The following is a 13691-nucleotide window of genomic DNA, read 5'->3' on the forward strand; positions in this document are numbered from 1 at the left end:
TTTATTGAATTGTATAATTAGTAACATCTGCTTCGCTTAATCTGAAATAGCCAAGTGGATAGTTGTCAAAATCCGTTTCATTTTTTATATTTCCTTTTACCTTTACTGGAGGCGACTGAAAGGGACCTCCTTCTGAAGTTCCTGCAACGCTTAGAAGAATGTTCATGTAATTGGAATACGCTTTTGATATTCCATAATGGGTAACTTCCACCTGATCGCCGGGTTTTGTGTCTTCCTCTAGCACCAGACTAAAGAAAGTATTTCCCTGAAAGAAAAGATCATCATCAAGGGAGTATTCCGGTTTTAGGTTTTTAGTAAATTTGTATTTGTAGAGATAGTAATTATCGGCGTCTGCGGGATCATTAAAAAAGGTTTTTATTTCCAAGAGGTCGTTTCCTAATCCCTCCTGAATTTCTTGCGTCACCAAAGTGATTGCAGCAACCGGTTTGAGGCTTTCTGTGGAAGTATAGGTCTGTCCGCTATTAATAACCGTCAAAGTATAGATTTCGTTGATAACCGGAACAAAAGTGCTACAAAAATACATCCCTGTATTAGGCGTTTCAATAAAGTTGAATATGACATTAGAACTGTTTTTGATAAAAACCGTTGCTCCAGAAACTACCGGGATTGCGTTTGTGTAAAAATCAGTTGTTGTTGACAGTTTTATGGATTGGTTATTTCCGGTTGTTCCTTTTTGCCAATTAATGGAAGCCTCAATTACTAATCTTGGTTTGTCTGTATATAAAGGTATGTCAACGACGTCCTGACAGCTGTTTAGAAAGGTGGCTGTAAGTATTGCGATTAGTAGACTTATTTTATTTTTCATTTGTTCTTTGATTTGTTCTTAAAATTTGAAGTTATAGCTTGCGGCGGGAACCAAGCCAAAAATTGAGGTTCGCAATGCTTCATTATTTCCGGTATCGGTGTTTTGCTTGAAACCTATTGATGCAGCGTTCTTGCGGTTATACAGATTGTAGATACTGAAGACCCATTCTGATTTCCAGCTTCGTTTGTCATTTTTATGGGGCGTCAGGGTTGCCGAAAAGTCCAAATGATGGTAAATAGGCAATCTGTTTTCGTTTCTCAAGCCGTAACTGGGCACTACAATATCCTGATAGGTATATTGCCCGTTAGGATATGTTGCGGGCTGACCAGACTGGAAAATAAAATTAGCACCAAAACTCCATTTTTTATTTAAATTATAAGAGCTGGTAACGGCAAGATTATGTAATTTATCATAGGCGGAACTGTACCATTTTCCATTGTTGATTCCAATTTCAGAACTGTTTCTTCCTGGGGTCTGTTGCTCAGATTTTGATAAGGTATAGGAAATCCAGCCAGTGAATTTACCTTCATTTTTGCGTAACATCAGTTCTAAACCGTAAGAACGCATTTGACCGTTGAGGATTACCTGTTCAATAGCGTCGTTTGCAATCAGATCGGCGCCGTCTATGTAGTCAATCCTATTTTGAATTTTTTTATAGAAGGCTTCCGCTTCAAGGGAATATTGATCATCGCTGAAATTTCTGAAATAACCCAGAGCTACCTGGTCTGCAATTTGTGGCCTTATGAAGTTATCACTAGGCATCCAGACATCAAGTGGAGTAGGTGATGAAGTATTTGAAACTAATTGTAAATACTGAACCATTCTGTTATAACTCGCTTTTAGAGATTGATTTTCACCTAGTTCATAAGCGATGGCAAACCGTGGTTCTACATAATTGTAGCTTTTAATTGTTTTGCTTTTACCGTAAAATCTGGTCCCTGTAGGAGTTGCTTTTTCATAAATCTGTAAATCCTGATTAAAAGTCACGGGTTCATTGTTGGCATAAATATTTGCAGTTGATTTGCCTAACCTGTAAAACAGGCTGTATCTTAAACCATAGGAAAGCGAAACCTTTTTAGAAATTTCATGTTCCGCATCTATATATAGTGCAGGTTCAAAAGCATATTTTTTATCTAATTGGGTAAAATTTATTCCTGAATTTGGATTCGTTGGATTTATTGTTCCGGGATTGAAATCATAATAAATGCTATTTGCGCCAAAATTTAATTTGAATTTATCGGAAATGTAATTCTTAAAATCATATTTTATATTGTAATTTTTAATTCCTGAATCCCATTTGAAACCAACCAAATCCAGATCTAATCCAAAGTAATAATCACTATATATTACCGATAGGTTCGAAAACAATTTGTCGGTAAACAAATGATTCCAACGTAAGTTTAAAGTTGAGTTGCCATATATGTTTGTAAAGCTTTTGTTTAAGCTAAACACATCCCGACCAAAATAACCTGATAAAAATAAATTGTTGTTTGGGTTTAGTTTGTACGATAATTTCGTGTTCAAATCATAAAAATAGGCTGCATTATTTTTCTGCTCTTCTGAAAGTTTTAAAAATAGATGGGCATATGAAGCACGGCCACCGATAAGGAAAGAACCTTTGTCTTTTACAATTGGGCCTTCAGCAAGTAATCTACTGGAAATTAATCCAATTCCTCCATTTATGTGAAAACCAGTACTGCTGCCATCTTTCTGGTATATATCCAAAACCGAGGAAGCTCTTCCTCCATATCTTGCAGGAATGCCGCCTTTGTACAACTTTAAATCCTTGATTGCATCGGGGTTAAAAACGGAGAAAAAGCCAAAAACATGCGAGGAGCTAAAAATAGTTGCTTCGTCAAGAAGAATTAAGTTTTGATCAGCACCACCGCCACGAACATTAAAACCAGAAGCGCCTTCTCCTGCATTTGTTACTCCCGGAAGCAGCAATATAGATTTTAAAACATCAACTTCTCCAAGTACTACCGGCATTTTTTTTATTGTTGATATGGAAAGTTTGTTGACACTCATTTCCGGTTTTCTGATATTTGTTTTCCGGCTTTCGGTAACCACGACTTCTTCTAACTGTTCTTCAATAGAGGAAAGCTTGAAACTTTTTTTAGTGTTTTTATCCAGATTAAAATTTTCTGTTATTGTTTGAAAACTTACGTAACTCACCTGAATTTCATAGTTGCCTTTGGGAATCGTAATGGAAAAAAAGCCATATTCGTTAGTGGTTGTACCTGTTTTTAATTCCGGAAAATAGACGTTAACACCAATTAGGGTTTCATTGCTTTTGGCATCAGAAACAGTTCCGCTTAAAGTGATTTTTTCCTGCGAAAACATACTGCTAAAAAAGAATAAAAATAATAAGGTCAAATAACAAATAACTTTCGTGTTCATATCGTTAATTTTAATTTTTTGTAAGGTCTAAGAGTAAGTTCCTTTTTGTTTTAGTTACCCTAAAGACCGATGTGTGAATGCAAGGAGGCAGGAATAGTCTCGACAACATTTAATTTGATGATAAGAAATCAAAATATTCCTTTTACCTGTTTCTATGTTTAAAAAAGGCGGATTGATTTATAAATTACTCCGCCATCATCTTTCTAAGATATTTCCGCAAAAGTACTTTCCGATAGAATCTTTGGGATAGGACAAAAATGAAGTTGAGTAGGACTTATGTGAAATTAACTGCGGATTTAAGACTAAATCTTTAAGATGGAGTATTTTCATTTCTTAACCTAAGTCAATTTATTCTAAAAACGAGACAATTAATTTTACACTGTGAATATTAATTACTTAAAATAACAGCGAGATGAAAGCTATAATTTACAGACAATATGGTTCTCCTGAGGTTCTGCAACTCAAAGAGCTGGAAAAGCCAATACCAAAGCAGAATGAAGTTCTGATAAGAGTTAGTGCCACGGCAGTCAATTCGGGTGATGTGCGACTGCGAAAAGCCGACCCTTTTGCGATACGATTGTTTATGGGACTGATGAAGCCTAGAATAAGTATCCTTGGTTGTGTTTTTTCAGGAAAAATAGAACAAGTTGGAAGCGCGGTTACACTTTTCAAAGTTGGCGACCAGGTTTTTGGTCATACGGATATGAGTTTTGGAACTTATGCTGAATATAAATGTTTTCCAGAAAATGGATCTTTAGCGTTAAAGCCTGCTACTATTACACATACGGAAGCAGCTGTTATCTCGTTTGGAGGAACTACGGCATTGCATTTTATTAAAAAGGCAAATATAAAAAAAGGACAGAAAGTTCTTGTCAACGGAGCTTCCGGAGCTGTTGGAACTGCTGCTGTTCAACTTGCAAAGCATTTTGGTGCGATTGTAACAGGAGTATGTAGTACCGCAAACATTGAGCTGGTAAAATCTTTAGGAGCAGACCAGGTAGTAGATTACACTAAGGAAGATTTTACTAAAAATGGTGAAACTTATGATGTGATTTTTGACACTGTTAATGCGATTGAAATTAGAGATAGCATACAGTCGTGCACTATAAACGGGAAATTGATTTTAAGCGCTGCCGGAATTTCTGAAATGCTTCAAGGCTTCTGGGCATCAATGGCAAGTAACAGAAAAGTAAAAGTATTGACCGGTGTAATAAGCCACACGGCAGAGGACATCAATTTTCTTAAAGAACTTATTGAATCAGGACAGTTGAAACCCGTTATTGATAGAACGTATTCCTTAGATCAGACCGCAGCGGCACATAGTTATGTTGAAAAAGGGCATAAAAAAGGTAATGTGGCTATAACAGTATGATTGCACCACAGTATAATTCATTCAGATAAATTTATTAAGGTTTTCCTAAAACTCTTTTCTTTATGCGGCTTAGCGATTCCGGTTTAACACCAATGTAACTTGCTATTTGGTATTGTGGTATTTGTTGGATTAAATCGGGCCTTGATTTTAATAACTTTAAATAACGTTGTTCGGGAGTGTCAGTAGTATAGGAAGCCATTATTTGCTGCTGTTCTCCAAATACTTTTTCCATTACTTTTCTGGAAACAGTTTCAAGTTTTGGAAAGCGTTTGTATAGGGATTCCTCTTTTTGCCTGCTGCCTACTACCACTGAACTGTCAACACAGCATTCTAAATAGAAAGGGGAAGGAATGATTTTACCAAAATTATTCACATTGACTACCCATTGCTCTTCGGTGAAAAAATTACCGGTTTTTTCTTCTCCGTCCACCAAATAATATTGCCGAATACACCCTTCCAAAACAAAGTAAACTTCTGATGAAACCTGCCCTTCTTTAAGTAAAATAGTACCTTTTTTGTACTGCTTAACATTCATAGTTTCAACTATAGCAGCAACTTCTTCATTGGAAAGAGGCATTATTTCTGAAAAATATTTTAAGAGTTTGTTTTCCATTGTTGCGTTGTCATTTGAGTTGCTACAAAAAAGCTTAGCCGTTTTTATAATTCAGAATGCTAATTTACCACAATAGTTTTATAGTGCTATAAAAATTTGATTAGCCGTTGCATCCAATTTAGCTCAAAGTCTGCTGTTGTCCTCCTAATTATATGCTTTTGCAACGATTTTAAACAATTCCTGGTAATTATATGCAAAAGCATATAGTTGTCAAGAGTTGTTCGTCTGTCAACATCGAGCTAAACTTTGACATTAGCTGACTTTCTCATTTTGGCTAACCAAATCCTCAATTAGACTAAATGGAATAAAAGGCTTTCGAGGACCTTTGTTCTATTAAAAATTTAAAATTAAATACAATGAACAGGAAATTAGGAAAAAACGGACCTATGGTATCAGCAATAGGTTTAGGGTGTATGGGAATGTCTGGCACGCCACTTGACCAGAGATAGAAGGTTTATCAATCACGAATTTCTGTGGAGCGCAAACTTCAGGGGAATCTTAAAGCACCTCATAGAGCGCAGGCCACAATGTGAAACTAAAAAGAATGAGTACCGGGTTTGCGCCAAACTGTTGAAGAAAACACGCTTGTACTATTCTGAACTAAAGTTTCTATTTATGATGTTCACATTATTTTTATGTTCACGTTTTCGTGAACACGTAGTATTAATGAACAAAATGCGTGATAAATCACGGTACTATTTTAAGTCTTCATAATCAGTGTAGCAACTTGCGGATCTAAATTTAAAAAATTACCTTTACTTTAAGCAGTACGGACTCTTGAGGTCTTGAACTACTTAGTTGAACACAAGCCTTGCTCTTAATGGGTATTCCAGGGCAATTTTCGTCGAAATATCTAATTATCACTACTATTAACTAAATATTTACTATTATGAAAAATCTAGGTCTTTTTTGTTTGCTGCTGGTTTGTATTGGATTGCAAAGCTGCAAAAAAAATGAAAACCCAAAAATCGATAAAGCTACCAAAGTCCAGGCTGAAAAACCGATAAGTGTCCAGTGCTATAAAGCAGTATATGAGGAAGATGTTATTGAATTAAAAATGAACACATTAAGAAATGGAAAAATAACCGGAGATATGGAGATGAGAATTTTTAATGCGCCTAAAAAGGTTGGGAAAATCGCAGGAGAATTCCGTGGAGATACATTATTTGCCAGTTACACATTTATTCAGGGAACATATGATAAAGTAACATACAAAAATCCAATGGCATTTCTAAAGCGAGGAAACGAACTTATTTTAGGCAATGGGAAGATAGAAACCACTATGGGTGCCTCTTATTTTGTTAAAGGCGAACCTATAGATTTTGAACGGGTAAAATATAAATTTATAACTGTTGACTGCGGCGCTAAATAATGAACAAATAGTAAATTAGGTGCTTTTATTAAGATTGTTGTGGCATACTTGTAAATTGGGATTGATTGTCTTCTTTGGAATTCATCCTGAGATTGATCCAATTCCTTTATTATCTATTATAATTCCTTTAACGGCAGGCTTTATTTTTGCTTGGCTAAATGATTTAGCTGTACATCGACCTATGTTATTTCAAAAAACGACATAAATTTATAGTCCCTTCCAGGTTTTTTGCTCGGAAGGGATTTTTTACACTTTCGCAGCTGAAAATAACTTTTTAGCTTTTGGGCTTTTAAATCTTTCGACCCATGAATTCCAAAGGCCTTTGCAATCCAAAATCTATTATTCTTCAAGCCATATATTTCAAACTTAGATTTACGTTAAGCTATCCTGTAAAAAAGAATATTTAACATTTAGTGTATCCACTACTAGGACAAAAACATTTTCTCATTCTAATTTTTTTATTGTACTTATGAAAAAAGATAAAGGGAAATGGATTGTTGTTCAAGAAGTTTCTAGCAATGGGATTTATTAGATTTAAGAAAATTCACTTTATTGACCTCTTTTTTAAGATTTCAATTCTGTTTTTTCCGTCCATGTAAAATTAGATTGTCTTTTATTGATTAGCCAATGACCGTTTACTTTAACATAGTCATCATGGTAGATTACACCCATTGTGGTTTTCATTTTTTTACCATTTTCATTTCCAATCAACACTACTTGACAATATGAAATCCCCGAAGCCTTATCTCCATTTAAAGTAACAGTTTGTTGTCCGTTGATGTGATATACCACATCAAAAAGATTAAGAAAAGGTGTAAATGCTTCGCCTATTTGTTTTCTTCCTGTTAATGTTCCGCCAGGCTGACCGTTAGTTACAGAAGAAACTTCGGCATTTTCGGTGAAAAGTAATAGTTGAGTTTTCACATCTTTTATATCAGCTAAAACTGAAAATGTATCTACTAAATTTTTGAGGGCAATTCTATCTTCAATCACTGCATTTTTTTTGCTGTTGCGATTCATTCTTTGTGCGTTTACTGATAAACAAAGGGTTACTAAAGCGAGTGCTAAAACGATTTTTTTCATGTTTATTTTATTTTGATTCTTATAATAATTAATTCTAATTTCTTATAGTACAAAGCTACTGGCGCTTTATCCAAAATTTATTACCCGTATTACAGAATGACATACCATTATTACGGAATAGTTGCAGTATATAGCCAGTAAAGCAATAGTTTTAATAAATTTGTATAAGATAATTAAAACAGTATGAAGCAAATAGCCCACATAGCAACAACAAGTGAGTATAATGATATAGTCGATATTGAAACATTGCATCCTTTGGTTAGTTTTATTGATTTTTCAAATGTAAAACCGCAGAAAAGAGAAAGAGAATCAGCTGAAGCAGTAAGCTTCGGCTTCTATTCTATCTTTCTAAAAGAGGATAAAAATTGTGAAATAAAATATGGAAGAAATAGTTATGATTACCAGCAGGGAACATTAGTATTTATTGCTCCACAACAGCTAGTGAGTATTATAGAAGATGGCGAAAACTATCAGCCAACTGGTTATGCCCTTTTGTTTCACCCTGATTTGATACGAGGCTCTTCATTGGGGAAAAATATAAAAGAATATTCGTTTTTCTCCTATGATGTACACGAAGCACTACACCTTTCAAAACAAGAAAAAAAATTGATACAGGAATGTTTCAAGAAAATAGTTTTTGAACTCAAGCAATCGATAGACAAGCATAGTAAAAAAATATTGGTATCTAATATTGAATTGTTTCTCGACTATTGTACTCGTTTTTACGACCGTCAATTTATTACCCGTGACAATGCTTACACTGGCGTGGTAGAAAAATTTGATACATTGCTAAATAATTATTTTCAATCTGCAAACCCACAAGCAATTGGTATACCAACGGTTGCATTTTTTGCCAACGAATTGAATTTATCCGCAAACTATTTCGGAGACCTCGTTAAAAAAGAAACTGGTAAATCGGCTTTGGAATATATCCACTTAAAAATAATTGAGACTGCAAAGGAGTTATTATTCGGTAGCGGAAAATCGGTGAGTGAAATCGCCTATGAATTGGGATACAAATATCCACAACATTTTACAAGACTATTCAAGCAGCAGGTTGGCATTGCGCCAAATGAATATAGATTTCTAAATTAAATAAATTAGTGTAACCTCTCAACGAGTTAGAGTCTCTGCATCGAATTTTAATGTAATAGACCACAATCGACTAAAGCAGTAAAAGTATTGGCTTTGTCTTTTGGGTTTTTAAAAGCGATTTTTAACGCTTTTTGCGGTTTGTTTTCTTTTAAGAAGTATCAAGTGACTTTTTCTGAAAAGAATTTTATTTGTAGTTTAAATCCAATATATTTACCTTTTAATTTGCTAAATTTAGATGTGTTTGGAGGTTTTTATCTGGACGCTTCGGGCGAACTGACGATAGTTGCAGACTGCTCTTAAAACTTAAAAACATAATGGAAAAATACTTACGACAATTAATTTCAATAGAATTTGACGACAAAAAAGAAATCTTTAACGGTTTTCTTATTGATTGGACTGAAGACTGGATTTTACTTAAAAATAACCCGGTTGATTTTATAATTGATGGCTATACGATATTAAAAAACAAAAATGTAAAGGCGATTATTCAAGACAAGGATCATGAATTCACAGAAAGAGTAATTAAACTTAAAGGTTTAAAAACAAGTGCAGAGGAAATTATTCCGCTTAAAGATTTGTCTTCAATTATAAATTTTTTAGCAAATAAATACGAGATTTTTCAGATTACAAAAAAGTCAGATAAAGCGGTCTATCTCGGTAGGCTTATTGAAATAAATGAGGATGAACTGTTAATAGATTTTTTGGGACCTGAAGGGAAATTTGAGGGTGAAATGAGTTTTAAGCTAAACAAAATAAGAGTTATAGAATTTGATACGGATTATATCAATTCTTTGAAACTAATTATAGCCGAAGAAAAGAAAAAGTAATTGGCTTAATAATGCATGGAAATAAAGAGAATAAAAGAAAAGACCTGAAAATGGAAAATAGTAATCCTTAACAAAAAAAGGAGGCCTTTTTAAAGGGCCTCCGATTGTAGATTTGATTTACCATTTATCAACTCACATGTTCAGTATGAAATGACTATTTGAATCAGCTTTTCTTTTCAGATAGTTTTACTCAAGTGATTAATCAAAACCACACTCAAAGATACAATTTACTTTTGCCGTAGTAACTGTAAAGTATCGTTTTAACGAATCATTAACCCTCATATATAAAAGCCTTAAACTATTGTTGCTTTTTATTTGCATATAGTTCGATATTATGTTTATTCAAGTACAAGAATAGTTATTCATCAATGGACTTGTCATTGTTGAATTCTTTCAACTCTACATTGATACTGCCGCCTTTTTGAATGTCATTTATAGCGTACAGTATAATTTCTTTTTGGTACAGGATGATGTATAATTGCAATCTCATTGACTATTAAAGCTTCGATTTTCGACTGTAGTAGTGCTTATTGCTATTTGTGAAGCCAATTGAGCAATAGTAATTTGATAGCGTTATTTTCATGAAACTATCTCCCAACTTATCTCCCAACTTTGAATCACCTTGTTCGGCTGTTTCCTTGGTAGTTTTTCTGTAAGGTTTTGAAATCTTCTTCTTGAAGAAATATGGGTTCTTGGAGTCCGGCTTCTTAACTCAGTCTGATGATACGACAGTACCTGCTCCCATATTTCCAAGTGTTCTATGTAACCTGCTAAATACATGGGATCAGCCAACAACGGATTGAAAGGAATTAACTATGCAGGCTTTTAGTTTTTCGGTAGTCCAGCTAATAAGCAATAGAACAGGATTCCATATTAAGGTATTTCTAGGGAAGCTTACTCCGAAACTGCCGATCAATTTATACTGGAAGCTGCTGGTCTATTTGATCGTTTTTTCGACACGACATACCTTACATAATCTTTATTAATATAATAAAAAAAAGAAAGGTAATCCTGTTTTTTTATTACGATTGCGTAGGACAGTTGGTAGAAACTTTATGGGTAATTTTGAAATATGATGAATAACTAAAAGTTGCATGATGAAGTTAGACCCATCAAAGGTTTTTATATAAAAATTAAAAAAATATTTAGTTCGATTTTTTTATAGATACCAATATCTGGCTGCTGAATAAATAATTTTGACGAGCTATGAAAGATGGGAAAAAACAGTTTTTTTAGTATGGTCGCAAGCTGTTGTCTTTGCCATAAATTTTAATTTTAATCAATTCAAATTTTTATAAATAATTAATTAATTACAACATGAAAAAGTTAAATGTTTTTTTTGCAGCAATGTTTTTTGCTCTAATCTTTTCAAATAGCGCTAGTGCGCAGGAGAAAAGTTTTTTTATCGGAAAGTGGGATGTCAAAGTGGAGGGGACACCTGGAGGAGATAGTAAAATGATTATAAATATCGCCAATCAGGATGGAAAATTATCAGGTTCTGCTATAGATCCTACTTCAAACAATGAACTTTTTGCTTTTACAAAAGTAGAAGAAGAGGCAAACAAGGTTACAGTTTACTTCACTTCTCAAGGATATGATGTTTATATGTATTTAGAAAAAAAGGATCAGGACAACCTGTCTGGAAGTATGATGGATATGTTTGATGCTACTGGCGTACGTTTAAAATAATAGGTAACAAGGCTGCATTTTTGCTGCCTTGTTTTTTAATCCCCAAGGAGTTTTTTATACTGCCTGTTAACTTGGGATTTACGAATACAAAACAATTTAAATAATGAAATATAAGTGCAAGATGCTTTTGTTGGTCTTTACAGTTTTTACAATCGCAGTAAAAGGGCAATCACAGGATAAAAAAATAAAAGAAATTCTAAGCAAAATGACCCTTGAGGAGAAAGCTAAGTTTGTTGTTGGTACGGGTATGAAAGGGAATAGCGCTTTCGTAAATGGAGCTGTTGGGGCAACGATGGGAAAAGTTAATGGTGCCGCAGGGACTACTTTTCCTATTGAAAGATTGGAACTTCCTCCAGTAATTACAGCGGATGGGCCGGCTGGTTTACGAATAGAACCACTTCGGAAAGAGGAAACAAAAACCTATTATTGTACGGCCTTTCCTGTTGGTACATTGCTTGCTTCGTCTTGGGATGTGTCATTAGTTGAGAAAGTTGGCCGAGCCATGGGTAGTGAAGTTAAAGCTTATGGTGTAGATATATTACTGGCTCCGGGTATGAATATACAACGTAACCCACTTGGAGGTAGAAATTTTGAATATTATTCCGAAGACCCAGTTGTTAGCGGTTGGATGGGAGCTGCAATGGTCAATGGTTTGCAATCTAATGGAATTGGAACCAGTATTAAACATTTTGCAGTCAATAATCAGGAAACAAACAGGACTGCGGTAAATAGTGTTGTGAGTGAAAGGGCTTTGAGAGAGATCTATTTAAAAGGTTTTGAAATAGCCTTACAAAAGTCAAAACCATGGACCGTGATGTCGTCTTATAATAAGATCAATGGTGAGTATGCTTCAGAGAGCCATGATTTGCTAACCGGTATTTTAAGAGAGGAGTGGGGATATACTGGTTTTGTAATGACAGACTGGTTTGGAGGTAAAAACACCATCAATCAGGTAAAAGCAGGAAATGATTTACTGATGCCAGGGACATCAGCCAAAACAAAAGCTATTATTAATGCCGTACAAGATAAAACACTCGATATTAAAGACCTTAATCTTAATGTTGAGAGGATACTGGCTATTGCACTTAAGACTCCCTCTTACAATAAAATAAAAAACAATGACAATCCTGATCTAAAAGGGAACGCTCAAATTTCCAGAAATGCAGCTGCTGAGGGAATGGTGCTTTTGCGAAATAACGATGCACTACCACTTAAAAAAGACGCCAAAATAGCCTTATTTGGTAATAATTCGTATGACATTATTGCTGGGGGATCCGGCAGTGGAGAAGTAAATAAAGCGTATGTCATTAACCTCGATAAAGGTCTGGTAAATGCAGGTCTTGCCCTAGATAAAACTTTTAGTGATAAATATCGAGCCTATCTTAAAACGGTAAAAAATTCGATGCCTGCCCGCACCAATTTATTAGAAACTCCCAAGGCAGCTGACCAGATGCAATTTACTGCGGAAGAACTTGAACTTTTAGCTAAAACTAATGATATAGCAATTTTAACAATCGGTAGGAATGGAGGAGAGGGGCATGACAGGAAAATTGATTATGATTTTAATCTTACCGCAGAAGAAAAAGCTTCACTGAAACAGATATCAGACGCATTTCATAAAGTTAACAAAAAGGTAGTAATCGTGTTAAATATTGACGGTGTGGTTGAGGTGGCAAGCTGGAGAGAAAGTACCGATGCCATTTTACTTGCATGGCAGCCTGGATTAGAAGCTGGTAATGCCATTGCTGATGTACTTTCAGGTAAAGTAAATCCATCGGGAAAACTAGCTATCACTTTTCCTGTAAACTATAGCGATGTCCCATCTGCTAAAACGTTTCCATCTGTATCTGGTGTCAAGCCAGAAAATGCACTTTATGAAGAAGGAATTTATGTGGGCTACCGATATTATGATACTTTTAAAGTAACTCCAGCTTATGAGTTTGGTTATGGTATGTCTTATACAACGTTTAACTATGACAAAATCAAGCTAACCGATAAGCAGCTAAAAGAAAAGTTGAAAGTATCTGTTGATGTGACTAATAGCGGTAGTATGGCAGGAAGAGAAGTTGTTCAGCTTTATATTTCAGCCCCTGAGAACATCCTCAAGAAACCTTTAAAAGAGCTGAAGGGCTTTGCTAAAACGAAGTTATTGCAACCGGGAGAAAAGCAAACATTGTCCTTTACTATTACAGCTGCAGATTTGGCATCATTTGATACTGAACAAACGGCATGGATAGTAGATAAAGGAACGTATTCAATACATATTGCAGCTTCAGCGCTAGATATAAAAAAGACAATTTCCTTTGAAGTGGCTGAGGAAATTGTTGTAAAAAAAGTACAACATAAATTGCCTTTAAAACAGGAATTGAAGGAAATCAGGTAAAGCTTTTTAGTTTATGTTTTATAAAAATTGG

The 13691-nt window shown here is 34.7% G+C and carries 11 protein-coding genes; 6 read left to right on the plus strand and 5 right to left on the minus strand.

Annotation, left to right across the window (positions count from 1 at the left end; genetic code table 11):
* Nucleotide 1: 1 nt before the first annotated feature.
* Nucleotides 2-826: a DUF4249 domain-containing protein gene (locus ACNQGN_RS01390; RefSeq protein ID WP_417986089.1), complete on the minus strand. Its 825-nt coding sequence runs from the start codon at nt 824-826 to the stop codon at nt 2-4.
* Between the two features lie 18 nt (nt 827-844).
* A complete protein-coding gene (locus ACNQGN_RS01395) occupies nt 845-3226 on the minus strand; it encodes a TonB-dependent receptor (protein ID WP_417986090.1) in 2382 nt (793 codons plus the stop codon).
* A gap of 412 nt (nt 3227-3638) precedes the next feature.
* Between ACNQGN_RS01395 and ACNQGN_RS01400 the strand changes: the two genes are divergently transcribed.
* Nucleotides 3639-4598, plus strand: coding sequence for an NAD(P)-dependent alcohol dehydrogenase (locus tag ACNQGN_RS01400; protein WP_417986091.1), 960 nt, complete (start codon nt 3639-3641; stop codon nt 4596-4598).
* Nucleotides 4599-4632: 34 nt separating this feature from the next.
* On the opposite strand, the gene ACNQGN_RS01405 is transcribed toward ACNQGN_RS01400, so the two are convergent.
* A complete protein-coding gene (locus ACNQGN_RS01405) occupies nt 4633-5211 on the minus strand; it encodes a Crp/Fnr family transcriptional regulator (RefSeq protein ID WP_417986092.1) in 579 nt (192 codons plus the stop codon).
* 889 nt (nt 5212-6100) lie between these two features.
* Between ACNQGN_RS01405 and ACNQGN_RS01410 the strand changes: the two genes are divergently transcribed.
* Entirely contained in the window at nt 6101-6583 is a 483-nt protein-coding gene (locus ACNQGN_RS01410; protein WP_417986093.1) for a hypothetical protein, read from the plus strand.
* A gap of 564 nt (nt 6584-7147) precedes the next feature.
* On the opposite strand, the gene ACNQGN_RS01415 is transcribed toward ACNQGN_RS01410, so the two are convergent.
* Nucleotides 7148-7666 carry a nuclear transport factor 2 family protein gene (locus ACNQGN_RS01415; RefSeq protein ID WP_417986094.1) on the minus strand — a complete coding sequence of 173 codons (519 nt, stop codon included), beginning with the start codon at nt 7664-7666 and terminating at the stop codon, nt 7148-7150.
* A 183-nt stretch (nt 7667-7849) separates the two neighbouring features.
* On the opposite strand from ACNQGN_RS01415, the gene ACNQGN_RS01420 reads away from it, so the two are divergent.
* Nucleotides 7850-8761 (plus strand): helix-turn-helix domain-containing protein, encoded by a 912-nt coding sequence (locus tag ACNQGN_RS01420; RefSeq protein WP_417986095.1) that lies wholly within the window; start codon nt 7850-7852, stop codon nt 8759-8761.
* Nucleotides 8762-9075: 314 nt separating this feature from the next.
* Nucleotides 9076-9588 carry a hypothetical protein gene (locus tag ACNQGN_RS01425; RefSeq protein ID WP_417986096.1) on the plus strand — a complete coding sequence of 171 codons (513 nt, stop codon included), beginning with the start codon at nt 9076-9078 and terminating at the stop codon, nt 9586-9588.
* A 358-nt stretch (nt 9589-9946) separates the two neighbouring features.
* Here the strand turns inward: ACNQGN_RS01425 and ACNQGN_RS01430 are convergent, their stop codons facing one another.
* On the minus strand, nt 9947-10078 hold the full coding sequence (locus ACNQGN_RS01430; protein ID WP_417986097.1) for a hypothetical protein: 132 nt from the start codon (nt 10076-10078) through the stop codon (nt 9947-9949).
* Between the two features lie 827 nt (nt 10079-10905).
* On the opposite strand from ACNQGN_RS01430, the gene ACNQGN_RS01435 reads away from it, so the two are divergent.
* Nucleotides 10906-11277, plus strand: a complete 372-nt coding sequence (locus ACNQGN_RS01435) for a hypothetical protein (RefSeq protein ID WP_417986098.1) — start codon at nt 10906-10908, stop codon at nt 11275-11277.
* 103 nt (nt 11278-11380) lie between these two features.
* Nucleotides 11381-13660, plus strand: coding sequence for a beta-glucosidase (locus tag ACNQGN_RS01440; protein ID WP_417986099.1), 2280 nt, complete (start codon nt 11381-11383; stop codon nt 13658-13660).
* Nucleotides 13661-13691: the final 31 nt, after the last annotated feature.

The organism is Flavobacterium rhamnosi, from assembly GCF_048286515.1.
GTDB lineage: Bacteria > Bacteroidota > Bacteroidia > Flavobacteriales > Flavobacteriaceae > Flavobacterium.

Excerpts from the sequence above, each read along its gene's own strand:
- ACNQGN_RS01420 (WP_417986095.1), top strand. The coding sequence starts at position 7,850 with ATGAAGCAAATAGCCCACATAGCAACAACAAGTGAGTATAATGATATA.
- ACNQGN_RS01435 (WP_417986098.1), top strand. The coding sequence starts at position 10,906 with ATGAAAAAGTTAAATGTTTTTTTTGCAGCAATGTTTTTTGCTCTAATC.
- ACNQGN_RS01405 (WP_417986092.1), bottom strand. The coding sequence starts at position 5,211 with ATGGAAAACAAACTCTTAAAATATTTTTCAGAAATAATGCCTCTTTCC.
- ACNQGN_RS01395 (WP_417986090.1), bottom strand. The coding sequence starts at position 3,226 with ATGAACACGAAAGTTATTTGTTATTTGACCTTATTATTTTTATTCTTT.
- ACNQGN_RS01425 (WP_417986096.1), top strand. The coding sequence starts at position 9,076 with ATGGAAAAATACTTACGACAATTAATTTCAATAGAATTTGACGACAAA.
- ACNQGN_RS01415 (WP_417986094.1), bottom strand. The coding sequence starts at position 7,666 with ATGAAAAAAATCGTTTTAGCACTCGCTTTAGTAACCCTTTGTTTATCA.
- ACNQGN_RS01410 (WP_417986093.1), top strand. The coding sequence starts at position 6,101 with ATGAAAAATCTAGGTCTTTTTTGTTTGCTGCTGGTTTGTATTGGATTG.
- ACNQGN_RS01440 (WP_417986099.1), top strand. The coding sequence starts at position 11,381 with ATGAAATATAAGTGCAAGATGCTTTTGTTGGTCTTTACAGTTTTTACA.
- ACNQGN_RS01430 (WP_417986097.1), bottom strand. The coding sequence starts at position 10,078 with ATGAGATTGCAATTATACATCATCCTGTACCAAAAAGAAATTATACTG.
- ACNQGN_RS01390 (WP_417986089.1), bottom strand. The coding sequence starts at position 826 with ATGAAAAATAAAATAAGTCTACTAATCGCAATACTTACAGCCACCTTT.
- ACNQGN_RS01400 (WP_417986091.1), top strand. The coding sequence starts at position 3,639 with ATGAAAGCTATAATTTACAGACAATATGGTTCTCCTGAGGTTCTGCAA.